The organism is Pseudomonas sp. (genome assembly GCF_030698175.1).
Taxonomy (GTDB): Bacteria; Pseudomonadota; Gammaproteobacteria; order Pseudomonadales; family Pseudomonadaceae; genus Aquipseudomonas.
Map to the genome: position 1 here is coordinate 16,743 of NZ_JAUYNT010000001.1, position 25,267 is coordinate 42,009.

16 protein-coding genes are annotated in these 25,267 nt (G+C 58.5%); 8 read left to right on the forward strand and 8 right to left on the reverse strand.

Features of this window, described 5'->3' with window-relative positions:
• Positions 1 to 28: 28 nt before the first annotated feature.
• Complete coding sequence (gene rlmKL, locus Q8R10_RS00055) at positions 29 to 2,272, reverse strand: bifunctional 23S rRNA (guanine(2069)-N(7))-methyltransferase RlmK/23S rRNA (guanine(2445)-N(2))-methyltransferase RlmL (protein WP_305649876.1); 2,244 nt, start codon at positions 2,270 to 2,272, stop codon at positions 29 to 31.
• A gap of 424 nt (positions 2,273 to 2,696) precedes the next feature.
• Here rlmKL and rmf point away from each other — a divergent pair, with 424 nt between their 5' ends.
• A complete protein-coding gene (gene rmf, locus Q8R10_RS00060) occupies positions 2,697 to 2,912 on the forward strand; it encodes a ribosome modulation factor (RefSeq protein WP_305649877.1) in 216 nt (71 codons plus the stop codon).
• A gap of 91 nt (positions 2,913 to 3,003) precedes the next feature.
• Here the strand turns inward: rmf and Q8R10_RS00065 are convergent, their stop codons facing one another.
• Both Q8R10_RS00065 and Q8R10_RS00070 read right to left on the reverse strand, forming a co-directional pair.
• Entirely contained in the window at positions 3,004 to 4,032 is a 1,029-nt protein-coding gene (locus tag Q8R10_RS00065) for a quinone-dependent dihydroorotate dehydrogenase (RefSeq protein ID WP_305649878.1), read from the reverse strand.
• Between the two features lie 128 nt (positions 4,033 to 4,160).
• Positions 4,161 to 4,385 (reverse strand): DUF2835 domain-containing protein, encoded by a 225-nt coding sequence (locus tag Q8R10_RS00070; RefSeq protein WP_305649880.1) that lies wholly within the window; start codon positions 4,383 to 4,385, stop codon positions 4,161 to 4,163.
• 129 nt (positions 4,386 to 4,514) lie between these two features.
• Between Q8R10_RS00070 and Q8R10_RS00075 the strand changes: the two genes are divergently transcribed.
• The gene (locus tag Q8R10_RS00075; protein ID WP_305649882.1) at positions 4,515 to 5,393 is read left to right on the forward strand and encodes a DUF6685 family protein; all 879 of its coding nucleotides are present in this window, start codon (positions 4,515 to 4,517) and stop codon (positions 5,391 to 5,393) included.
• 108 nt (positions 5,394 to 5,501) lie between these two features.
• On the opposite strand, the gene Q8R10_RS00080 is transcribed toward Q8R10_RS00075, so the two are convergent.
• Positions 5,502 to 10,364 (reverse strand): NAD-glutamate dehydrogenase, encoded by a 4,863-nt coding sequence (locus tag Q8R10_RS00080; RefSeq protein WP_305649884.1) that lies wholly within the window; start codon positions 10,362 to 10,364, stop codon positions 5,502 to 5,504.
• 260 nt (positions 10,365 to 10,624) lie between these two features.
• On the opposite strand from Q8R10_RS00080, the gene Q8R10_RS00085 reads away from it, so the two are divergent.
• From Q8R10_RS00085 to Q8R10_RS00110, 6 genes are read left to right on the forward strand one after another with little or no spacing between them, the layout of a single operon-like run.
• Positions 10,625 to 11,584 carry a MoxR family ATPase gene (locus Q8R10_RS00085; protein WP_305649885.1) on the forward strand — a complete coding sequence of 320 codons (960 nt, stop codon included), beginning with the start codon at positions 10,625 to 10,627 and terminating at the stop codon, positions 11,582 to 11,584.
• Positions 11,585 to 12,535 (forward strand): DUF58 domain-containing protein, encoded by a 951-nt coding sequence (locus tag Q8R10_RS00090; RefSeq protein ID WP_305649887.1) that lies wholly within the window; start codon positions 11,585 to 11,587, stop codon positions 12,533 to 12,535.
• Entirely contained in the window at positions 12,532 to 13,119 is a 588-nt protein-coding gene (locus Q8R10_RS00095) for a DUF4381 domain-containing protein (RefSeq protein WP_305649889.1), read from the forward strand. The genes Q8R10_RS00090 and Q8R10_RS00095 overlap by 4 nt, the downstream gene beginning before the upstream one ends.
• On the forward strand, positions 13,112 to 14,128 hold the full coding sequence (locus tag Q8R10_RS00100) for a VWA domain-containing protein (protein ID WP_305649891.1): 1,017 nt from the start codon (positions 13,112 to 13,114) through the stop codon (positions 14,126 to 14,128). The genes Q8R10_RS00095 and Q8R10_RS00100 overlap by 8 nt, the downstream gene beginning before the upstream one ends.
• A complete protein-coding gene (locus Q8R10_RS00105; protein ID WP_305649892.1) occupies positions 14,125 to 16,053 on the forward strand; it encodes a VWA domain-containing protein in 1,929 nt (642 codons plus the stop codon). Before Q8R10_RS00100 ends, Q8R10_RS00105 begins: the two co-directional genes overlap by 4 nt.
• Positions 16,050 to 17,708, forward strand: a complete 1,659-nt coding sequence (locus Q8R10_RS00110; RefSeq protein WP_305649894.1) for a BatD family protein — start codon at positions 16,050 to 16,052, stop codon at positions 17,706 to 17,708. Before Q8R10_RS00105 ends, Q8R10_RS00110 begins: the two co-directional genes overlap by 4 nt.
• Positions 17,709 to 18,110: 402 nt before the next feature.
• On the opposite strand, the gene Q8R10_RS00115 is transcribed toward Q8R10_RS00110, so the two are convergent.
• The 4 genes from Q8R10_RS00115 to Q8R10_RS00130 form a co-directional block, all read right to left on the reverse strand.
• Entirely contained in the window at positions 18,111 to 20,486 is a 2,376-nt protein-coding gene (locus Q8R10_RS00115; RefSeq protein WP_305649896.1) for an RND family transporter, read from the reverse strand.
• 24 nt (positions 20,487 to 20,510) lie between these two features.
• Entirely contained in the window at positions 20,511 to 21,593 is a 1,083-nt protein-coding gene (locus Q8R10_RS00120; RefSeq protein WP_305649898.1) for a YCF48-related protein, read from the reverse strand.
• Between the two features lie 188 nt (positions 21,594 to 21,781).
• Positions 21,782 to 23,152, reverse strand: coding sequence for a DUF1329 domain-containing protein (locus tag Q8R10_RS00125; protein WP_305649900.1), 1,371 nt, complete (start codon positions 23,150 to 23,152; stop codon positions 21,782 to 21,784).
• Positions 23,153 to 23,213: 61 nt separating this feature from the next.
• Positions 23,214 to 25,181 carry a DUF1302 domain-containing protein gene (locus tag Q8R10_RS00130; protein ID WP_305649902.1) on the reverse strand — a complete coding sequence of 656 codons (1,968 nt, stop codon included), beginning with the start codon at positions 25,179 to 25,181 and terminating at the stop codon, positions 23,214 to 23,216.
• Positions 25,182 to 25,267 lie beyond the last annotated feature (86 nt).

The window sequence follows — 25,267 nt, forward strand, 5'->3', positions numbered from 1 at the left end:
CTCGCTACGCTCCTGAGCCCCTACCTTTTCAAACCTCCGCGTTAGCCGCCAGTGCCGTCAATCGCCAGGCGCGGTGGATCTTGCTGTTGCGGGCGTAATCGGGGTCAAGGGTCTTGGCGCTGATTTCTTCCACGCCATAACGCGCGGCCAAGCCTTCATCCAGGATGAACTTGCGAAAGTTATTCGAGAAATACAGCACGCCGCCCGGTGCCAAGCGGGTCATGGCCAAGTCCAGTAACTGCACATGATCACGCTGCACATCGAAGATCCCCTCCATGCGTTTGGAGTTGGAGAAGGTCGGCGGATCGATAAAGATCAGGTCGTATTCACTGCGATCGGCCGCTAGCCAGGCCATCACATCGCCCTGCTCCAGCTTGTTTTTGTCGGAGAAGCCATTCAACGCCAGGTTGCGCCGTGCCCAGTCCAGATAGGTTTTCGACAGGTCGACGCTGGTGGTGCTGCGCGCCCCGCCTTTGGCCGCATGCACGGTGGCGGTGGCGGTGTAGCAAAACAGATTGAGGAAACGCTTGCCGGTCGCCTCCTTCTGGATGCGCAAGCGTAACGGCCGGTGATCGAGAAACAGACCGGTATCCAGGTAATCGGTGAGATTCACCAGCAGCTTGACGCCGCCTTCGTTGACCTCGCGAAACACCCCCTGGGCCGCCTGGCGGGTGTATTGCTTGGTGCCGCTCTGGCGCTCGCGGCGCTTGACCACCACCTTGTTTTTGTCCACGCCCAGCGCTTGCGGAATCGCCGCCAAGGCATCGAACAAACGTGCCTGGGCTTTTTCCGGTTCGATGGTGCGCGGGGCGGCGTATTCCTGCACATGCACCCAATCGCCATACAGGTCGATGGCCACGGCGTATTCAGGCATGTCGGCGTCATACACCCGGTAGCATTCGACGCCTTCGCGGCGCGCCCACTTGCCCAGCAGCTTGAGATTTTTTTGCAGGCGATTGGCAAACATCTGCCCGCCTTCGCTCAAACGCGCCAACTCCGCCACCACCGGCGCTGCTACTGGTTCAGTGCTTGGGCCGTCGATGGCCAGTTGCTCACGTTCCACTTGACGCTGCTCAGGGGTGCGCCGCTCGCCGGTGACAAACTGCTCGGGGCTGACCTTGATCAGCAGCAACTTGCACGGCAAGGCGCCGTTCCAGAAGGCATATTGCTTGTGGCTGCGAATGCCCATGCGCTTGCCCAAGTCGGGGGCGCCGGTAAAGATCGCCGCCTCCCAGTTCAAGCAGGCCTGACGCAGACGCTCACCGAGGTTCTGGTAGAGATAGAGCAAGCTGGCCTCATCACCGAGGCGCTCACCATAGGGCGGGTTGCAGATCACCAAACCAGTTTGGTTTTGATCCGGGCGCGGCTCAAAGGTGGCCAGTTCGCCCTGATAAATCTTGATCCAGTTCGACAAGCCTGCACGCTCGACGTTGTTGCGCCCCGGCTGAATCAAGCGTGGATCGGCCTCATAGCCACGAATCCACAACGGCGGCTTAGCCAAACCAATCGCCGCCCGCTCGACCGCCTCGGCATGCAGACGCTGCCAGAGCGCCGGCACGTGGCCGAGCCAGGCCGAGAAGCCCCAAAGTTCGCGTTTAAGATTCGGCGCGATATCGGCGGCGATCATCGCTGCCTCGACCAAAAAGGTGCCCACACCGCACATCGGGTCGGTTAACGCGCCACCAGCGGCGGCGATTCGTGGCCAGCCGGAGCGGATTAAAATCGCCGCAGCGAGGTTTTCTTTCAACGGTGCCGCACCCTGCTGCAGGCGATAACCGCGCTGGTGCAGGCTGTGGCCGGACAAATCCAACGACAACACCGCCTCACCACGATCCAGGCGCAGGTGCACGCGCATGTCCGGGTTGAGCTTGTCGATGGAAGGCCGGTCACCGGCGGCGTTACGCAATTTATCGACAATCGCATCCTTGACCTTCAGCGCGCCGAAGTGGGTGTTATCGATACCCGAACCCTGGCCACTGAACTCCACCGCCAGACTGCCGGTGGGCAGCAGATGCTCGTGCCAATCGACCGCCAGAATGCCGTCATACAGATCGTCGGCGTCTTGCATGGCAAAGCGCGACAGCACCAGCAACACCCGGTTAGCCAGGCGTGACCAGAGGCACAGCCGGTACGCCGTGGTCATATCGGCAAAGCCACGGATCGCCGAGGTGTGCTCGCGCACCTCCTCCAACCCTAAAGCAGTAGCCTCTTCGGCCAGCAGCGCTTCCAGGCCCTTGGGGCAGGTAAGAAAGAGTTCAAAACGATCCGACATGGGGATATCCAGTGCCTAAGGCAGTTAGTCGCGCACACAAACTGTACGCACAACAAAAGTAAGTGACAAAAGCCCGCAGAGCGACCCTTCGTCGGAATAAACAGGCCCCCAGCCACCGCCGACTCGACGCTGGCAATAACACCGACGCACCTTCTGCGCGCCGCTGAACACTGGGGCTCAGGCAAATTTTTAGGCCACTGGCACTCCAGCCTTATGGCCCGACTCACAAAACCGTTACCTTCTTATGACAAAAAGGTCATTCACAGGGCTAACGGCATTGGTTAGAAATTAACCCAGCCCGACACCGTCTTGGTGTCGGCAGCAACCCGCCACAATGGCAATGGGCTGCGCCGGCAGAACTTTCTGCCCGACCCCAGCTAGGGGCCAAAGGAATATCACAGTCAACATTTGAGGGCTTCACCCTATGAGAAGACTTAAGCGTGATCCAATGGAAAAAGCTTTTTTACGCGGTTATCAATATGGCGTTCATGGTAAGTCGTACGAACTCTGTCCATTCACTGCAGCAAGTGTTCGCCAAGCCTGGATTAACGGCTGGCGAGAGGGCCGCGGTGACAACTGGGCCGGCATGACCGGTACCGCTGGCATCCACCGCCTCAACGAACTCCACGCTGTCGGCTAAGAACTGCTGCCGACCTCATCAATGATGCCCCGAAGGGCAATTGCTGCAGAGGGCCCTTAACCGGGCCCTTTTTAGTTCTAACGCACCGTCATCAGGCTTTACGTGGCAAGGCCGCAATCGCATCTACAGATTCGCGGATCAGCGCTGGGCCTTGATAGATAAAGCCCGAGTAGATTTGCACCAAGCTGGCACCGGCGGCGATTTTCTCGGCCGCATGCTGGCCTGCGGTAATCCCGCCCACCGCGATAATCGGTAAACGCCCCGCCAGCTCTGCCGCCAACACCTTAACGATGTGGGTGCTTTGCTCGCGCACTGGCGCCCCGGAAAGCCCACCGGCCTCATCGGCGAACTGCAGCCCGGCAACGCCGCTGCGCGACAGCGTGGTATTGGTAGCAATGACCGCATCCATACCTGCTTCCACTAATGCCGCAGCGACCTCGACGGTTTCCTCATCGGTCATGTCCGGGGCAATTTTGATCGCCAGCGGCACACGCTTGCCATGTTTGGCAGCGAGATCCTCTTGACGTTGACGCAAGGCTTCGAGCAACTGCTTGAGTGAGTCGCCAAACTGCAGGCTGCGCAGCCCTGGGGTATTGGGCGAGCTGACGTTCACCGTGACATAGCTGGCGTGGGCGTAGACTTTATCCAGACACAGCAAGTAATCATCCACCGCCCGTTCAACCGGGGTGTCGAAGTTCTTGCCGATGTTAATCCCCAGCACACCCTTGAACTTGGCCGCCTGCACCCGCGCCAGCAGATGATCGACGCCGTTATTGTTAAAGCCCATGCGATTGATGATCGCCTCGGCCGCCGGCAAACGAAACAAGCGTGGCTTGGGATTGCCCGGCTGTGGGCGCGGGGTGACTGTGCCAATTTCCACAAAACCGAAACCCAACTGGGCAAAGCCATCGATAGCATCGCCATTTTTGTCCAACCCGGCAGCCAGCCCCACAGGATTGGGGAAATCCAAGCCCATGACCCGCACCGGCAAACTCGCCGGGGCTTTGGTTAGCAAGGCATTCAGCCCCAAGCGTCCCGCCGCACCGATCAGATCGATGGACAGCTCGTGGGAGGTTTCCGGGGCGAGGTTAAACAGCAGCTTGCGGGCCAGGGTATACATGGGCAGGCTTGGCTCAATAGTTAGACTGGAAATTACAGGCCGGATAAAAACTACCGCGCGCGACTATGCAGCCTGATTAGCCGGCCATTATAGCCGCGCCACCCCTGGCAAGCGAGGCAGCTATGTGGCTATTGACTGATCTTGCGCAAACTCAGCAACTCACCGGCCGCATTAAACTCCAAGGCGAAGGAACCATAGACACCGGCATGGGTCAGAAAAGGCCGTAAATGATGGGCCGGCAAATTCACCCGCTGGCCATCGCGACTGGACACCAATACCCGGTTCGCCCGACCTTGATAGACGGCGAGCAAAGATTGCGCAGATAGTGCAATATCCAACAACAGAACTGGCATGGAAGCACCCGGGACTATGAAGCATGTAATGTTGCCACAAGCAGCAGCACCAAGCAGAGCGGCGAAGGTTATTTGGCAAGGCCTTAGCTACGCCAGCGCTAGTCGTAATCAAGGAGAGCATGGTTGGTCATGAGCTTTACTGAGCAGTCTGCATCGTTGTCTTCGCGACTGGGCGCCCTCGTTCAACGCTTAGGCCTTGCCGGGCGCAACTCACGACAGATTTTTGCGCGTGCCAGCAGCCTGCAGTTACCCTTTCAGGCGCTGCCGAGCCTTGAGCAAAGCATCTGGTGGGAGTCTGGCCCGCCCTTGCAGCGACTGCTGGATTTGCCCCGCGGCGCCCTCTCCGGCCCGGTACAAGAAGACAAGGCCCAAGCCCATGCGGTGCTCATCCGCCTGATCAAGCAGCGCCAAGAACAGCTCGACAACTTTGATTTGCGCACCATCAGCGGTTTCTCCTGCACCGACAGCAGTCGGGCGCACTGCAGCAGCTTCGAGGAGTACGCCGCCTCTGCGGCGTGCCACCACATTCGCATCATCAGCTACAAAGACTTCGTCAAAGCCATCAGCCAAGCGCTGCCGCGTTTTCTTGCTGGCGAGCAGATCAACCTGCGCCAGGCTAACTGGCATGGCGAACAACTGTACTGGAGCGGCGAACAAAATCTGGAAGCCTTCGCCTGTGCCATCGCCTATGCGCGCCGGCGCGGCCTGGAGATCAGTCTGCCGGCGCAGCTGACCCATTACCAGATCGACCCCGCAGGCCTTAGCGAGCTGCAAAGCTGCTATCACATGCTGGCAATGCCGGTGCAAGCCTGGAGCGATCCGGCCTTTATGGCGCTGCTGCTCGACCACGGCCTGCCCTACGCGCGTTTATCGCTGTTGCGCAGCCCCGGCGCTCCCGAGTTCCTGCTGCTGCCCAAAGCCCACGAGCAAGCCCGTGCCTTGGGCGACGGTTTACGCTTAGCCGGAGCACCTGACGCGGTCAGTTACTTGCAGCAACTCAAACGCTAAGCAGCGTCTAGCGCTGCAACACCAGCACCGCCCACCTCGCTAAAACCAAATCAAACCGATAAAAAAGCCCCGCACTTGGCGGGGCTCAATGGTTTTACCTGTGCGCCATTATGAGATGTTCACCCCATGCTGGCCGCTTTGGGCGAGATCATGCAGCTCGCGCCCAGCCACGGCGTACATGGCGTAATCGACGCTGGTGGCTGCGCGCAGCTCGGCCATCATTGCGCGCCAGCGTGCTACCAAGGGCCGATTTTGCTCGAGCCACAGCGCAGTGCGAGCCTCGATATCATCGGGGGCATCGGCCATTTGCAGTACCGAAACGGTAATCGCCCGCTGTTGCCAGTCGAGATCATCCCGGAACGCCTCGCGGGCCAAGCCCTGCCAGTTATTGTCCACCGGCAAGCTGGTGATTTGCTGCAAATACCAGGTTAGATCCAACGCGCCACCCACCGCGAAGTAGGCACTCGCCACCCGCGCCGGGTCTTGCCCGGTAACATCTGAGGCTTCGATAATCGGCAGCAGCGTGTACAGATGGCTGGTGCCCGCCACCACCCGCGCCAGCGGCTCAGGTGTGCCGGCCTCGACATAGCTCTGGAAGCGCGCCAGCCATTGCTCGCGCACCGGCCCATCCAACAGCTCATCTAAGCGACCGGCCAAGGCCTCGACGCGCGGAGCAAAATGCGCCACATCACGGGCGGCATCCAGCTCGTTACGGCGGCTACGCAGGAACCAGCGGGTGGCCCGGCGCCCCAAGCGCATCAGCTCATCCATCAACATCAGTTGCAGTTCGGCCGGCACTTTATAATCCAGCGCCTCGATCTGCTGCCACCAGTGCGGCAACTGGAACACATCACGCACTATCACGTAAGCGCCGGCGACATTGGCCGCGCTCATGCCGGTGGACTCCTTCAAACGCTGCACAAAGGTAATACCCATGTGGTTGACCAGATCGTTGGCGATCTGGGTGCTGACGATTTCCCGCTTGAGTCGATGGCGGCTCATGGCCTGTGGAAACTTCTTGGTCAGCAGCGGCGGGAAAGCGGTTTGCATGTCCCGCGCCAGGTACTCATCGTCCGGCACCAGGGATTTGAGCAGCGACTCTTTCAGGTTGATTTTGCTGTAGGAGATCAGCACCGACAGTTCGGCCCGCGTCAGCGCCTGGCCGTTAGCCACCCGCTCAGCCAGCTGCTCATCGGTGGGCAAAAACTCCAGCGCCCGATCCAGCTTGCCATCGGCCTCCAGGGCATTCATCAGGCGCCGGTACTCGGCGATCCGCTCGCGCGCCCGTCGCTGTGCCAGAGACAAGGCCTGGGTTTGCTTGTAGTTATTGCCCAGCACCAGGCTGCCGACCGCATCGGTCATCTCGGCCAGCAACTTGTTGCGTTGCTTGCCGGTCATGTCGCCGCTGCCGACGATTTCATTGAGGAGAATCTTGATATTCACCTCATGGTCGGAGCAATCGACGCCACCGGCGTTGTCGATAAAGTCGGTATTGCTGGCACCGCCATTGAGGCAGTACTCGACCCGCCCCAACTGAGTCATACCGAGGTTTCCGCCCTCGCCCACCACCTTGGCGCGCAACTCGCGGCCATCGACGCGCAGGGCGTCGTTGGCCTTGTCGCCGACATCGGTGTGGCTTTCGCTGCTGGCTTTCACATAGGTGCCAATGCCGCCGTTCCAGAGCAAATCCACCGGCGCCTTCAGCAGTGCATTGAGCAACTCGGTGGGCGGTAACTTGTCGGCCTGGATATCGAAGCGCTGCTGCATTTGCGCACTGATGGGGATGCTCTTGGCGCTGCGCAGGAACAATCCACCGCCTTCGGAAATCAGCTTGGTGTCGTAATCGGCCCAGGACGAGCGCGGCAGATCAAACAAGCGCTGACGTTCGACAAAGCTCAACGCCGCATCGGGATTGGGATCGATAAAAATATGCATATGGTTAAAGGCGGCGACCATCTGCAAGGATTTTGACAGCAGCAGACCATTGCCAAACACGTCGCCGGCCATGTCGCCGATACCGATCACCGTGCACGGGTCTTTTTGCACATCGATGCCCATCTCGCGGAAATGCCGCTGCACCGAAACCCAGCCGCCCTTGGCGGTAATGCCCATGCCTTTGTGGTCGTAACCGGCCGAGCCGCCCGAGGCAAAGGCATCACCCAGCCAGAAGTCGTACTCAGCGGCAATGCCGTTGGCAATGTCGGAGAAGGTCGCGGTGCCTTTGTCGGCCGCCACCACCAGGTAAGGATCATCCTCGTCGTGACGCACCACGTTTTGCGGTGGCACTACCGCGCCCTCTTTGAGGTTGTCGGTGATGTCGAGCAAGCCGCAAATAAAGATCCGGTAGCAGGCAATCGCCTCGGTCTGAATCTCATCGCGCGAACCGCCCAGTGGCAAGCGGCGGGGAATGAAGCCGCCCTTGGCGCCCACAGGCACAATCACCGCGTTCTTCACCTGTTGGGCTTTGACCAAACCCAGCACTTCGGTACGGTAATCTTCCTCGCGATCCGACCAGCGCAAGCCGCCACGGGCCACATCGCCGAAGCGCAAATGCACGCCTTCGACCCGCGGGCAGTAGACGAACACTTCAAATTTTGGCACCGGCCGCGGGATATCAGGAATCGCCCGAGGATTAAGCTTGAAGCTGAAATAGGCCTTGGCCTGGCCGTTAGCATCCAACTGATAGAAGTTAGTGCGCAGGGTGGCCTTCACCAAGTCCAAGTAGCGACGCAGGATGCGGTCTTCGTTGAGCACCGCGACGTTGTCCAGTGCAGTCAGAATCGCCTGTTCCAGACGTTGTTGCTTGTCGGCCAAGTCTTCGGCAGTCAGCTTGCGCGCCAGGTAGAAGCGGGTTTTAAACAGCCGGACTAATTCTTTGGCGATGTCGGCATGGTTAACCAGGGTGCTGGCGATATAGCTCAGGTCAAAGCCCAGTCGAATCTGCTTGAGGTAACGCGCATAGGCGCGCAGCAGCGCTACATCGCGCCACGGCATGGCCGCAGTCAACACCAAGCGGTTGAAGGCATCATTCTCAGCCGCCCCTTCGACGATGTGCACAAAGGCATCTTGCAGGGTGTCGTTGAGCTGCTGGATATCCACATCCAGGCCTTCGGCATAGGTGAAGGCGAAATCGTGAATCCAGAACTCGCGGCCATTTTGATGGCGCAGGCGGTAAGGGAACTCACCCAATACCCGCAGGCCAAGGTTCTCCAAAATCGGCAACACATCCGACAGCGCCAAAGGCGAGTCGGCGTGATAGAGCTTGCAATGCAGTTGCTGCTCGGTCGAGGCCAGCGGTTGATAGAAGCTCATCACCAACTTGCGCTCGGGGGTCAAGCTGAGCAGGTGCTGCATATCGACTACCGCCGAATGGGCGGCAAAACGCTCGCGGTAACCGGCCGGGAAGCAGTCCGGGAACTCGCTGAGCACATTGGTGCCCTGGGCCTCGCCAAAGCTTTCGACCACCAAACTGGCGTAGTCATCCTTCCATGAGCGGCAGGCTTGAATGACTTCCTGCTCAAGCTTGGCGATATCGATTTGCTGATGGTTTTTCGGGTCAACCCGCAGAATCAGCTGCACCCGCGCCAACACCGATTCCGAGAAATAGGTCCAGAACTCGCAGTCACTGGCCTGCAGGCGCTCCATCAGAACCTGCTGGATTTTCATGCGAATTTCGGTGGAGTAAACATCCCGCGGCACATAGACCAAGCAGTAGCAAAAACGTCCGTAGGGGTCTTTGCGCAAGAACAGGCGCAGCTTGTTGCGCTCCTGAATTTGCACGATGGCAATGGCGGTATTGAACAGCTCATCGACTGGGGTTTGAAACAGATCGTCGCGCGGCAAGACTTCGAGAATTTGCGCCAGCTCTTTGCCCAAGTGCGCGCTGCTGGCAAAGCCAGAACGTTGCTCAATCTCGATCACCTTGCGGCGAATATAGGGAATTTGCCGCACACTCTCGACATACACCGTCGAGGTATAGAGGCCGAGAAAGCGACACTCTTTAATAACTTTGCCCTTGCCGTCGATCTGCCGAATGGAGACGAAATCGGGATAGGCCGGCCGGTGTACACGGCTGGGCAGAGAGGCCTTGGCAAAGGACAACAGCCGAGGTTCGCGCAGGTAGTCGACGGCTTGCGGCTCGATATGCAGCTCGTCCTGGTGCAGACCAAGGCGCAACGATTTTGACAAGCCCAGCAGCGAGGTCTCGTCATAGACCATCCGACCGCCGTCTTGATCGGCCACCACACTGAACTCTTCGTAACCGAGGAAGGTGAAGTGGTTGTCCAGCAGCCAGCTCATAAAGACTTTAATTTCCGCCAGCTCGGCGCTGTCAACTGCCGCCTTGCCCTTGTCGAGGCCGGCCAACAACGCTTGCGCGCGAGCCTGCATCGCGGGGAAATCCAGCACCGCTTGACGCACCTCATCGAGCACCTCATGCAGGGCTTTCTCCAGGGTGCGCAACTCACCGACATTGGCGCAGCGATCAATCTCCAGGTAAATCAGCGACTCCTGTATCACGCCCTCGCCCTGGCTGGACTTGGCCAAGACTTCCTGCAGATCGCCATTGGCTTTGCGGCGTACGCTGAGGACATTATTCTGCAAGGTATGGATGCTGTAACCGCGGCGATTCAGCTCCATGCGGATCGAGTCAACCAGGAACGGGATATCGCGGTGCAGTACTTCGACTGCGGTGTGGGTCGACTGCCAGCCGTGCTTTTCGTAATCGGGGTTGTACAGGCGAACTTGCGGCTGGTCATACTCGAAGTGCTCAAGCAGGCGCCAGGCCGACAAGGTGCAACCAACCAGGTCGGAGAGTCGTCGCTCGGTCAATTCTTCGAGGGCGACTATGCCGAAAAATTGCTCAGCGAACAGATCTACTTGTGGAAGATCTTGCTCGCTGACGTGCGGCGCCAGTGCTGCTTGCAGTTGATGCTGAAAGTCGGCTTTGCTGGCCGCAGTGAAGAACGCCATGCTGTTACTCCGTTGGCTTGCTGTTGTTATTTCTATTTAACAGCCCATGAACTCAAGAGCCCACGTGACCGAATGCCATTGCGCAGCAAAGGGTGCTGCGCAACCTGTTGTTCAACATTAGTTCAAGAACTAAATCACAGCTGTAGCGGTCTGAGATTGTTGCTAATAGGTACGGCCGCCGGATTGCTTTAAAGTGGCCGCCTACAAGAACCTGAAGCAACTCTCGACCAACCAGTCACATTTGCCAGAAGAGCTTACCGATGGAACACCGTGAGGCGCTTGTCGCGCTGCGACATTTTCTTTCAACCCAGATCCTTGGCCAGGAAAAACTCATCGAAAGACTGCTGATTGCCCTACTGGCAGACGGCCATGTGCTGGTCGAGGGCGCTCCGGGACTGGCCAAGACCAAGGCCATCAAGGAGCTCGCCGAAGGCATCGAGGCCGAGTTCCACCGCATTCAATTCACCCCAGATTTGTTACCGGCCGACATCACCGGCACCGAAATCTATCGCCCGGAAACCGGCAGTTTCGTGTTCCAGCAAGGACCGATCTTCCATAACCTGGTGCTGGCCGATGAAATCAACCGGGCACCGGCCAAGGTGCAATCGGCGTTGCTGGAAGCCATGGCCGAACGTCAGGTCAGCGTCGGTCGCAGCACCTATGCGTTGTCGCCGTTATTTTTGGTGATGGCCACGCAAAACCCAATCGAGCAGGAAGGCACCTATCCGCTGCCGGAAGCCCAGCTCGACCGCTTCCTGATGCACGTGAAAATCGGTTTTCCGGATGCTGTGGTGGAGCGCAAAATTCTCCAGCAGGCCCGTGGCGAAGCCCTGAATGGCGAAACCAAACCCGAACACAAACTGACCCAAGCGGCGATCTTTGCCGCGCGCAATGAAATCCTTGGTCTGTACATGGCCGATGCGGTGGAGGAGTACCTGGTGCAGTTGGTGATGGCCACCCGCACCCCGCTCAAGTTCGACCCCGAGCTGGCCGAATGGCTGACCTACGGCGCCAGCCCGCGCGGCTCGATTGCCCTCGATCGCTGCGCCCGTGCCCACGCCTGGTTGGCGGGGCGCGACTTCGTCAGCCCGGAAGATATTCAGGCGGTGTTCTTCGATGTGCTGCGCCACCGGATCATCTTGTCGTTTGAGGCCGAAGCCGCCGGCATCGATCAAGACCGCGTGCTACAGCGCATTCTCGATGTGGTTGCCGTTGCCTAAATGCCGTCATCAAGTACCCATATCGCCACGCCGGGCATCCAGGTCAGCCTCAATGAGCTGATCGAGATGCGTCACCGCGCCCGTGAGTTGCAGCTGTTTTCAACTAACGCCAAGCACAGCCCGCTGGCCGGCTTGCACCACTCCAAGCTGCGCGGGCGCGGGGTCGACTTCGATCAGGTGCGGGTCTATCAGCCCGGCGATGATGTGCGCACCATCGACTGGCGTGTTACGGCGCGCAGCCAGGTGCCGCACACCAAGGTGTTCCATGAGGAGCGCGAGCGGCCGATTTATATCCTGGTCGAGCAAAGCCGCCGCTTGTTTTTTGGCAGCAGCCTGATGTTCAAGTCGGTGCTCGCCGCCCACGCCGCCAGCCTGATCGGTTGGGCCGTGCTGGGGCATAACGACCGCATCGGCGGCTTGGTGTTTGGTAACAACCAACAACACGAAATCAAACCGCGGCGTAGCAAACAAAGCCTGCTGCAATTGCTCAACCGCCTGGCGCGCGCCAATCAAACCCTGCACAGTGAGCTGCAAGTGGCGGGCGACGATTTCAGCCTGGCCCTGCGCCGCGCTCGTGAGGTGTTACGCCCCGGCAGTCTGGCGATTGTGTTGTGCGATGAGCGCGCCTTATCGGACAGCGCCGAACAGCAACTGACGCTGCTGGCCCGCCACACCGATTTGCTGCTGCTGCCGCTGTCCGATCCGCTCGATCACGACCTGCCGGCCGCCGGCTTGCTGCGGTTTAGTCAGGGCGATGCCCAGCTCGAACTCGACACCCACAGCAGCGACTTGCGCCAGGCTTATCGACAAACGGCGGACGCCCGCCGCGCCCGCTGGAAACTGCTGGCGCAAAAACTCGGCACCCCGCTGATGCCACTAACCACCCAAAGCCCGCCACTCGAACAGATCCGCGAACACCTGCAGGCACTGCGCCCGAGAAAAAGCCGATGAATCCGCTCGAGCAACTGCTATCTCTAATCGCCACACCAGCGATTCAGCCCATTCGCGAGCAACTGCAACCCCAGATCGCCACACCAGCGACTCAGCCCATTCTTGAGCAACTGCAGCCCTTAATCGCCCCCGCCGCTATTCAATGGTGGCCGCCAGCCCCTGGCTGGTGGCTGCTGGCGGCGCTGTTGCCGCTGCTGCTCTGGGGCCTGTGGCGTTTAGTGCGTAAATTGCCCAAGCAACGGAAAAAAAGTCGCGACCAGCTGCCCCTCGATCCACTGCGTACGGCCGCCTTGGCCGAGCTGGCCCTTTTGCCCAAGCCTTTTGATCAGCCCGCCGGGGTTTGGCTGCAGCAACTCAACGGTCTGCTCAAGCGCCTGTGCCGCAGTCATTACCCGGACAATCACAGCCATACCCTCAATGGCCGCGCCTGGCTGGCCTTCCTCGACAGTCGCTGCCCGGCCGCCGGCCTGACCCGCTGGATGGTGCTGGTGGATGGCGCTTATCGGCCGCACTGCAAACTCGATGACAAGGCCATCGAAGGCCTGAACCAATCGATTGAAATCTGGATTCGCAAACATGTTTGAGTTCACTTGGCCGTGGATCTTCTTGCTCGCGCCACTGCCGTGGCTGTTGCGCCGCTGGTTACCGGTGGCCGACAGCGGCGAGGCGGCGCTCAACGTCAGCTTCTTACCGGAGCTGGAAGCCCTGGCCGGGCGCCGGGCGCGGGCCAACTTGTCGGCCTGGCAGCAACAACTGCCTTTTGCGCTGATCTGGCTGTTGTTGCTGCTGGCCGCGGCCCGCCCTGAGTGGGTCGGCGAACCCTTGCCGTTGGCCGCCAGCGGCCGTGACCTGATGATCGCGGTGGATGTGTCCGGTTCCATGGAACAGCGCGATATGCAGTGGCAGGGCCAAGACGTCGACCGCCTCAGCCTGGTTAAGCACCTGTTCAGCGACTTTATCGAACAGCGTCACGGCGACCGCGTCGGCCTGATCCTGTTTGGCAGCCAGGCCTATCTGCAAGCCCCGCTGACCTTCGACCGCCGCACGGTACGCACCTGGCTGGATGAGGCGGTGATCGGCATCGCCGGCAAGAACACCGCGATTGGCGATGCGATTGGCTTGGCGGTTAAACGCCTGCGCCAGCGCCCGGCCAATAGCCGGATACTGGTACTGATTACCGATGGCGCCAACACCGCCGGCGCCATCGAACCGCTGACGGCCACCCGCCTGGCCGCCGAACAGGGGGTGAAAATCTACACCATCGGCATTGGCGCCGACCCCGACGCCGGGATCCTGAGTATGTTTGGCCTGAATCCCGGCTCCGACCTGGACGAACCGACCCTCAAGGCCATAGCCAGCCAGACCGGCGGGCAATATTTTCGCGCCCGCGACGCCGATGAACTGGAAGAGATCAAAGCCAGCCTCGACCAACTCGAACCGGTCGCCCAACAAGCCACCCAGGCCCGTCCGGCGCTGGCACTGTATTGCTGGCCGCTGAGCGCGGCCTTACTGCTTAGCCTGCTGTTGGCGGGCCGCGAACTCTGGCCCAACATCCAACGACTCAAATCCCTGTGGCGCCGGAGGCAAGTATGAGCAGCCTTGCGCTGAGCGGGCTCTGGCCCCATTGGTTACGGCCGTTTTGGCTACTGCTGTTACCGTTACTCGGCTGGCTGCTGTGGCAACTCTGGCATCGCCAGCAACGCGCCGGGCGCTGGCAAAGTTTGCTGCCAGCGGCCTTTCATCAGGTGCTGCTCAGCGGCGCCAGTCGCCGCAATAGCCGCCTGCCCTGGCTGGCGCTGGCGCTGGCATGGTTGCTGGCGTTGTTGGCGCTGCTCGGCCCCGGCTGGGAGCGTGTCGAACAAAACAGCCTGAAGCGTGCCGACCCTCTAGTGGTAGTGCTGGAGCTGACCCCGGCGATGCTGGCCAGCGACGTGCAGCCCAATCGCCTCGCCCAGGCCAAGCGCAAATTGCTGGACTTGCTGCAAAGCCGGCGCGATGCGCAAACGGCGATAGTGGTGTTTGCCGGCAGCGCCCACACCCTGGTGCCGCTGTCGGATGATTTGGCCACCAGCCGCAACCTGCTCGAATCGCTGAACCCGTCGATCATGCCCACCCCTGGCCAGCGCGCCGATCTGGCCGTTAGCCTGGCCGCCGACTTACTCAAACAAGGCGCCCAGGGTGCGGGCAAAATCCTGCTAATCGACAGCGGCCTTGACCCGCAAGAACAGGATGGCATTCGCCAGGCCCTCAAGCAGCAAAAAGCCCAGCTGTTGATTCTCGGCATTGGCACCAGCGAAGGTGCGCCCATTGCGCTGGAGGGCGGCGGCTTTGTGAAAGACGCCCAAGGCGCAATTCTGTTGCCACGCCTGGACAGCCGCAGTCTCAAGCAACTGGCCAGTCAACTGGGCGGACGTTATGCCAGCGCCAGCCTGGATGATGACGACTTGCGCAGCCTCAACCTGCTCGAGGGCGCGCAAAGCCTGCGCGAAGGCAGCGAGCCAACGCAGCTGACCACCTGGGCCGATCAGGGCCACTGGCTGTTGCTACCGCTGTTGCTGCTGGCCGCCTGCGCAGGGAGACGCGGCTGGTTGTTCTGCTTGCCACTGCTGTTGCCTGTGTTATTGGCCGCCCCGCAACCGAGCTACGCCTTCGAGTTTAATGACCTCTGGCTACGCCCCGACCAACAGGGCCAACGCCTGCTTGAGGCGCAAAAACCGCTGGAGGCGGCCAAACGCTTTGACAACCCGCAGTGGCAAGCCCAAGCCCTGTATCAGGCCGGCGACTACAACGGCGCCGCCGAACGCTTCGCCCAAGGTTATAGCGCCGCCGATCACTACAACCGTGGCAATGCCCTGGCCAAAGCCGGCGAACTGGAAGCGGCGATCGACGCTTACGAACAAGCGCTGGAGCGCCAGGCCGATCTGACCCAAGCCAAACAAAATAAAGCCCTGGTCGAGCAAGCCCTGCAACAACGTCAGCAACAGCAACAACAGCAGCAAAAACAAGATCAACAGCAACCCAATAAAGATCAGCAGCCACAGGATTCGCAGTCCTCGCAGCAACAGCAGCAAAACCAAGCCGGTGAGCAAGCGCAAAAACCGGGCGAGCCTGCGCCGGATGCCAAGTCGCAGCAAGAACCTGGCGAGCCAAAAGATCAGTCGGCGACAAAACCGTCAGCTGAAAAACCGGCGAACGACGCGGCTGACAAGGACCAAGCCAAGCAGCCGACCGAGCAGGCTTTGGCGCAAAACCCAGCTGACCAGCAGCCACCCGCCAAGCCCGGCGAGAAGGCCGATAAGTCCCAAGCAGGCACCCAGGAAAAATCCGCCAAGCAGGCCGACAGCAAAGACCCCGGCCAACCCAGCGACGACCCCGAAGGCACGCCAGCAAAACCGCTGGACACCGAACAACGGCAAGCACTGGAACAATGGCTGCGGCAGATCCCGGACGAACCGGGTGAACTCTTGCGGCGTAAATTTTGGTACGAACAGCAACAGCGTCAGGAACAATCGCGATGATCCGCCACCGACTTTCACTGCCCTTCTCCTTGCTACTCACATTGCTCGCGCTGTTTAGCCTGTCGGCGCAGGCCGCAGGCTTTAGTGCGCGGGTCGACCGCGTGCAAATAAGCGAGGGTGAAACCGTCGAGCTAACGCTTGAGTCCGATGACATCACCTTATTCGGCAAACCCGACCTCAGCCCGCTGAATGAACTGTTCGAGCAACTGGGTACCCGGCAACTCAATCAAATCAGCAGCAACAATGGTAATGCCCACTCCACCACCAGCTGGGTCATTACCCTGCAGCCCAAGCAAACCGGCTATGTGGTGATACCGCCGATCCAGCTCGGCGATGTCAGCAGCCAACCGATAACCCTGCATGTATTAACTGCCGCCAGTCAAAAGGCTCAGGGCAAACTGGCGCCGGTGTTTATCGAGGCCAGCCTCGACCAGGACAGCGTCTATGTGCAGGCCCAGGCGATTTTGACCCTACGCATTTACCACTCGGTGTCGCTGTACGACGACAGCAGTCTGACCCCGCTGCAAATGACCGATGCCCGCATCGAACAACTGAGCGAGCCACGCACCTACGAGAAACTGCTGAACGGCGTACGCCATGGCGTGATCGAGCTGCGCTATGGCATCTTCCCCCAGCAAAGTGGCGAGCTGACCATCCCGGCCCTGCAATTCAGCGCCACGGTCGCCAGCGCCCGACAGAACAATGACTTCAGCCCCTTTGACCGACCCGGCCGTCCGACCCGGGTTAACTCGGCACCGATCAATCTGCAGGTCAAAGCCAAGCCGGCGCAGTACCCCGCCGACGCCGCCTGGCTGCCGGCGCGGGCACTCACCCTCAGTGAGAACTGGAGTCCGCAACCGGACAAGGTCAAGGTCGGCGATTCGCTAACCCGGATCCTCAAACTCAACGCCGAAGGCCTCTCCAGCGCCCAACTCCCGCCGCTGCCCAGCAGTTCAATTGCCGGGCTGCGTAATTACCCGGACCAGCCGCAGCTGAGCAATCAAATCAATGAGCAGGGCCTGCTCGGCAGTCGCGAGGAGCGCGAAGCCTTGGTGCCCAACCGCAGTGGCACAGTCGAGTTACCGGCCATCGAGCTGCCGTGGTGGAACACCCAAACCGATACCCTCGAACACCTCAGCCTGCCGGCCCGGCAGCTGGAAGTCGCGGCGAATCCAGGGATTGAACCGCCAACCAGCAACGAGCCACCAGCGCTGTTGCCGGCGATTGAAGGGCCGCCCCTGTGGCCTTGGCAACTGGCCTGTGGCCTGCTGACTGGCACCAGCCTACTGGGCTTTGGCCTGTGGTGGCGTGCCCGCCGCCAACCGGCCATAGCTGCCGCCAGCCAAACCGGCCCGAGCCCGCGCACCCTGCTGGATGATCTGAAACGCGCCTGCCAAAGCAATGAGCCGCAAGCCACCCGCCAAGCCCTGGATGCCTGGGCCCGCCAGCAGCCGGAAACCCTGGCCGACTTAGCCGCGCGATTCTTGCCCTTGTCGGCCGCCCTCGACGGCCTCAACGGCGCGCTCTACAGCGAAACCGGCCAGCACTGGCAAGGCGAAGACCTCTGGCGCGCCATCCGCACCCTGCCCGCCGCCGAATCCGTCGGCAGCAGCACCCAAGAGCCAAGCCCGCTGCCGCCGCTGTATCCGCGCTAAGCCCGACAAACTCACACAGGCACTCACTGAGCACCTGGGTGAGTCTGCTGGCAGAAAGCACAGGTACGTCTACTGTTGTGCCAGATCGCAGCGCTTAAACGACGCACGGCTCGCTCCTCCTGAGCCCGTCCTACGACTCTGCCTTCAACAGACAACGGGGACACAACCATAAAATGGCTATGTCCCCGTCATGGGTTGATAGCCATTAACCGTGAAAACCAACCGTAGGATGTGGTGAAGCGCAGCGATACCCATCACCGACTTGATCGCCGTCGGATTCTCGATGGGTATCGCAAGCTCAACCCATCCTACAAAGAGCTACGACGCTGCAACACATAACGAATCCACGGCCATAAAAAAACCGCAGCCAAGGCTGCGGTTTTTTTATGGCGCTCGCGAGTATCAGTGCGAGAGCAAGGAGCCGCCGACTTTACCTGCAAGCTTCTCAGGTTTGATCAAGAAGCGCGCCAGTGCTGGCAACAGCCAGAGGGCGCCGAACATGTTCCACAGCAGCATAAAGGTCAGCATCAAACCCATATCCGCCTGGAACTTGATCGCCGAAAACATCCAGGTCGCCACGCCAATCGCCAAGCACAGGCCGGTAAACAGCACCGCCTTACCGGTCGACTTGAGGGTCTGGTAGTAGGCCTCTTGCAACGGCAAACCGGCGCGCAGGAAGCTCTCCAGACGGCTGTAAATATAGATGCCGTAGTCGACACCGATACCCACACCCAGGGCGATTACCGGCAAGGTCGCCACCTTGACGCCAATCCCAAGGAAGGTCATCAACGCGTTACCCAGTACCGAGGTCAACACCAATGGCAGCACGATGCACAGGGTCGCGGCGAATGAGCGAAAGGTGATCATGCACATGGTCGCCACGCACAGATACACCAACAACAGCACGGTGAGCTCAGACTCCTTGATCACCTCGTTGGTGGCCGCTTCAATCCCGGCATTACCTGCGGCCAGGACAAATTTGCGGTTATCGGTGTCGTGTTCTTTGGCGAACGCCTGCACGGCAGCGACGGCACGATCAAGGGTTTCGGCTTTGTGGTCGTTGAGGAACACCAGCACCGGCGCCAAGGAGCAGTCGGTGTTGTACAGGCCGTCGGCGCGCGAGATCGAGTTGTTCAGCACGTCTTGGTTACGCGACAGGGTTTCCCATTTCAGGTTGCCCTCGTTCATGCCCTTGATGACCTGTTTGGAGACAGTCACCAAGGAAATCGCCGACTGCACGCCCTGGGTGTTTTCCAGGCTCCACATCAACTCATCAATCGGCGTCAGTGCCTCATGGGTTGAACAACCCTCAGGGGCCGTTTCGACCATCACCACCAACACATCAGAGCTGGTTGAGTAGTTATTGATGATGAACTTGTTGTCGAGGTTGTAGCGCGAATCGGGACGCAACTCAGGTGCGCCCTGATCCAGGTCACCGATTTTCAGGTCGTGGCCGTACCAGAGGCCACCACCGAAGGCCATCAAGGCAATCACCACCGAAATCGGCGCCACCACCGGGTGGGCAAAGTTCGACAGCAAACGCCAGAACGGCTGCTCGCTGTTGGCATCCTTCTTACTGCGCTCAATCGCTTTCTTGCTGATACCGAGGTAGGAAATGGCCACCGGTAGCAGAATCAGGTTAGTGAACACGATCACCATCACACCGATCGAGGCACCAATGGCCAGCTCGCGGATCACGCCAATATCCATCACCATCAGCGTGATAAAGCCCACGGCGTCGGCCAGAATCGCAATCATCCCCGGCAGGAACAACTGCCGGAAGGTGCGCCGCGCGGCAGTTAAAGCGTTCTCGGCATCGCTTGAGTGCTGGGCGATACCGTTGATTTTTTGCACGCCATGGGAAATACCAATGGCGAAAATCAGAAACGGCACCAACATCGAGTACGGGTCTAGCCCGAAGCCGACCAGGTGCATCAGGCCCAGCTGCCAGATCACCGCCACCAGGGTGGTGACCAGCACGCCAATGGTGCTGCGCATGCACCAGGTGAACCAGTAGAGCAGCACCAAAGTAATGCCGAAGGCGATGCCGAAGAACATCACCACCATCAGCAAGCCATCAATCAGATCGCCAACCTTCTTGGCAAACCCGATGATGTGAATTTTCACATTCGGATTTTGCTGCTGAAACTTGTCGCGAATCCGCTCCTCCAGCTGGTGGGAGAACTGCCGGTAGTCCAGCGGCAACAGCGTGCCCTGGTCATTCGGATCGGGATAGGAGGCCTGCAACGGCACATCGAGAATGCTCGATTTAAAGTTGTTGGCGACCAAACGGCCAACCTGCCCCGACTTGAGGATGTTGTTACGCAACTCATTCAAGCTGTCGGAGGAGCCATTGTAGGTTTGCGGGATAATCGAGCCACCGGTAAAACCTTCTTCGGTAACTTCGGTCCAGCGCACGTTGGGCGTCCACAGCGACTTCAAGCCCGAACGGTCAACGCCGGGAATGTACAACACCTCGTCGTTGATCTGGCGCAGCGTCTCCATATATTCCTTGGAGAAGATATCGCCATCCACCGCCTCAACCGAGATCCGTACCGTATTGCCCAAACCCGCCAGGTCATCGCGGTGCTGCATCATCTTTTGAATGAACGGATGGTGCAGAGGGATCATCTTCTCGAAACTGGTCGAGGGCCGCACTTGCAACGCCTGGAAACCCAGAAATAGGGTGACCAATAGGCAGATTAAAATCACTGCCGGGCGGTTATTAAAAATCAGGCGTTCGAGAAATGTCGCCTTGTCCTGGTGATGCTTACTCATCGCTAATACCTTATCGAGCCCGGCTTATTGTTGTGGCGCGGCGCCAGTAGACGTTGCGACATGCACACCGCCCTGACCTACCAAAATCAAATTACCTTTGTCATCAGCGTTAACGCCGGACAAAGACAAGCGATCTGCACGGTTCAGCACACTGAAGCTGTGCCCCTTGTCGGTACTTTTCAGCACGCTACCACCGTGGCCAACCACCACCACCGAGCCGTCCTTGAGCAAAGCACCATTGGCCAAGCCGAAGTCCAAGACACCATTGCCGCTTTTTAAATCAACTTGCTGCCAGGTCTTACCGAAGTCACTGGAGCGGAACAAATGCCCGCGCAAGCCATACACCAGCACCGAACCGCTTTCGCTGGTGGCGGAAACGCCAAATAATGAACCCTCATAAGGGCCTTCCAGGGTTTCCCAGGTCTGCCCCCAGTCGCTGGAGCGGTACATGCTGCCCATTTCACCAACCGCAAACAGGCCGGAATCTTTGATTTCGGTGATGCCGTTTAGGTGCCGCTGATCTTCGTTATCCAGCCGATCACTCACATCGTCCCACTGCGCACCACCATCGGTGGTTTCCAGCAAGACGCCATAGGCGCCGACGGCAAAGCCCTGTTCGGCATTCTTGAACCAGATATCCAGCAACGGCGCTTCACGCTCGAGGTCGCTGAACTGCTCAGTCCAGGTCAGACCACCGTCAGCAGTGGCGAGAATCAGCGAGTCATGCCCAGTCACCCAGCCTTTTTTGTCATCGACAAAAAACACCGAAGTGAGCATTTGCCGAGTAGGGACCTTGGCTTGCGTCCAGGTGGCACCGTTGTCGTCGGAATAGAGCACATGCCCGCGATCACCCACCGCGACCAAACGGCTGCCGGCTCGGGCAACATCTAGCAGCAAGCTATTGGCGGCCTTTGGCATCACTATCGAGTACACCGGCGCATCTGCAGCACTCGCCGCCATCACCGGCGCAGTAAACAAATTTAGCAGCGACAAGGCGCCGAGCAACGAAACGGCCTTAGCCAGTGGTGACTGGCAGCGCAACGCAGGCATGCGCAGCAAAGCTGCACTAATACCCGACTGTGTGCGCCGCGAAATGGGCTCACGCATACACCTATCCCCTTGATTATTATCGGAAGCTCTACGAAGTAGGCCGCCTATCCTAGCGAGCAATACAAACCCCTGACAATCGGCGCGACGTTATGTTTTGTTACCTATCGCCGGCAATTGCAATTTGGTCGACTTATAACGTGAAAAGGCCGCTACGAATGAGCGGCCTTAGCACTTAACAGTAACGCTTAACGAGTGCCGCGACGACGCAGGGCAGCTGGCTTGAAGTAGCCATCGTCCGGAATCGGTTGGCTGAAGTCGATGGTGGTCGACTCTTCGCTATCCAAGTTTTGTACGTGGTAGCGACGCGCTTGCAAATCGTGGAACACATCCAGTGCCGACCAAGTAGTTGGCAGCTCGTAGAAGTTCTTCAGATAAGCAACCGACACACGCCACAAATCGCCACGACCGTCGTATTGGTCAACTTCAGCAGCCTGCCAGCTATCTTCGTCGAGGAACAACACACGCTTGGAGTAGATATGACGCGCGCCTTCTTTCAGTTTGCCTTCAACTACCCAAACGCGGTGCAGTTCCCAACGGGTTAGATCAGGATTCAAGTGACCCACTTGCAGCAGATCCTTGTACTTAACGCCAGGCGCAGTAACTCGGTAGTTGTTGTAAGGAACGTAGATTTCCTTTTTACCAATCAACTTCCACTCGTAACGATCTGGAGCACCGTTATACATATCGGTGTCATCGGCGGTACGCAGGCCATCGGCAGCCGAGATCGGCGTGTCATAGGCCAAGTTAGGCGCACGACGCACACGACGTTGACCGGCGTTATAACCCCAAGCCTGACGTGGCTCTTTTACCTGATCGAGGGTTTCGTGAACCAGAATCGCACCGCCAGCCAAACGAGCCGGGCTCTTGGTGAACGACAGGTAATCGAACAGGGTGTTGTTCAGATCGGCAGCCGTGCCTTTAGGGTTATAGAAACGAAACAAGGCTTCTTGCTGCGAAGTCACTGGGTTGTAGTCACCGTTACGCTGTACGGCCACTTCAGTGGCGCGGCGCACGATGAAGCTGCCACGGTAGCGAGCCACGTGGTTCCACAGGGCTTCAACACCATTTTGTGGGATTGGGAACGGGGTGCCGCCGTAGGCGTCAACAAAACCGTTACCACCCTCGACCAGCTTGGCGGTGGTGGCGTTCTTAGCGGTGTTGTCATACACCCACTGCGGTGCAGAACCGGAGCGGCGAGTCTGATAAACCGGCAGACGGAACGAATTTGGATAAGCATTGAACAGCGCAATAACACCTGGGGTCAGGTTGGCTTTGTACTGATCCATATTGGCTTTGGTAATGGTGTACAGCGGCTTATCACCCGCGAACGGATCAGGGTGATGCTGGCCTGGGGTTTTGTACTCAGCCGGAACCTTAGTGATACCGCCCGTCCAAGCCGGAATAGTACCTGCAGCATTACCGGCTTTCTCAGCGCCGAATGGCGTCAAGGTAGTAGCGAGTTTCGCAGCTTCTTGTGGCGAAACTGCCGCCATAACGTTACCAGCAGACAGCGCCAGTGCGATTGCGGCGCCAATCAGCGTGTGCTTTTTCAGCATCATATCTCTCCGTGATGATTCAACAACCGAGGGCTCATTGGCCCTCGGTATTTTTTAATAATTAGAACGAGTACTTAACGTTCATACCGATGTTATCGCGGTCACGCGCAACGTTATCCTGACCGGCGCCGTAGTATTCGGTATAAGCCAGCTCAGCTTCTAGGCTGCTCAGATAACTAGCACGCAAGCCCAAGGTATAAGCCTGACGCCCTTCGATGAAGTTACCGGTCTGACTCGAGTTACCTTCAAAGTCGCTCTTGTAAACTGCATACGGGGAAAGGTTCACCCCTGCGTAAACATCATTCCAGGTACCGTTAAGCAACAGGGTGTAGCCATAGGCATTTTTGTTGATCTGGCTGGAGCGATCATAGCCGCTTAGGTAAGCGCTATTAGGACGACCCGCATAGTAGCGATTAGACCCATCAAATGCGGTGTACTGCAGGTTATCGCCGCGATAATGCTCGGAAGCCAACTCAGCCACACCAAACAGCGAGTCAAAACTCAATGCGGTACCGAAGTTTTGTATTGCCCCGAGAGAAGCATTGAAGGTTTCTACGCGGGTATAGTTATGAACTTCGCCATTGCGATTAATACGTTCGCCGCCGAGCAACGCCGTGCCACTATTAGGCCCCCGACTGCCAGAGGTATCAGCCAACTGCGCACCCTGCAGAATAAGGTCGCCGATCAAGTCGTTAGTCGGCGCGATACCAATCGGATTATTCGGGCGATAGGCCAACTCACCAAATACCGATGTTTCATCCAACGTAGTGTTGAAACTCAGGCCCATCATGCGGATATCTTCCACATATTCGCGCTTGCCGCGCACAGCGCCCAAAATATCAATGGTAGCCGCACCACCAGCGGCAGCGGCAGAGCCACCCAAAGCACTTGTAAGCGCTGCAAGATCGACACCGGTATAACCATTCAAGTCGGCCGCAATGACTGGTTCTTTCGAGTGATAATTCACAAAGTACGCACCGAACTCGGTCGAATTCAATCCTTCAGCTATATACTTGAATGAAGTACCGAACTGACCATCATTTTTCGCATTGATATCACTATCAATCTCGGCAACTCTCAGAACATTACCGTCTGAAAAATTAACCCCCTGCTGATACAAACCTGTTGCTTTGGCGGCAGGCGAAAGAAAAGCAAGTGGACCCGTACCATTACCGATGGCCGTGTAAATAGGAATCAGCGGAGCTGCTGAAGTTCCGCTAAAGTCGCGATAGGCCGTATTACCACCCGGAGCAAACAAATCCGTCTCAGAGAAGTAAGTGCCGACTGGATCGATTGCAGTTTCTTTCCAGTTGAACTGGTAAAATGTTTCCATCGACAGGTTATCGGTCAGACCCACGCTAAGATTAAGCGCTTCCACCGGAATCAGTACTTCTTTCAGCTCGGAACCTGGCAAGCGGAACTTGGCGGCATCGATAGGGTTGGTGGTGTTAACGCCACCGCGATAAAAAAGGCCCTCACCCCAGTTGAATACCTGCTTACCCAGACGTGCTGTTACCGGCTTCTCGGCAATATCCCAGTTACCATACACATAGGCGTCAAGAATCTCAGCGTTACGGCCCGCAGTGTGACGGGTATCGTAGGTATAGCTGCTGTCTTTCGGATAGTTCTGGCTAGGCTGCGCAGGATTATTATTATCGTAATAGTCGTTACGCTTATCCATAAGCTGGGTGTCATAAGACGCCGTACCACGAACAAAAACGCCGTAATTTTGATATTTAGCTTCGGCGTCGGTAGTAATTTTAAACACTTCAGAAACCAAGCCGGTATCGAAGTTACGATTACCATCGTTGGCATTGATATCGTCGTTGGTCTTGTCTCGACCCTGCACACGCCACAGCTGACCGTAGGACACGGTGCTATCAACGGAACCTGTCACTTCATCATCGGCGAAGCTGAATTCAACAGCTTGTGCTTGCACAGCAACCAGCAGCGGCAGCAAACCAGCCAAGGCAAAACCTGCTTTCGCCGGGGCGAAACGCAACAGGGGCTTACGGGTCTTAAATTCCATCGTTGCTCTACTCCGCTGACAGTAATCTTATTGTATTGAGCACCTGAACTCAGGCGCCCGATTTGGTCGTACTTCTATGACGACCT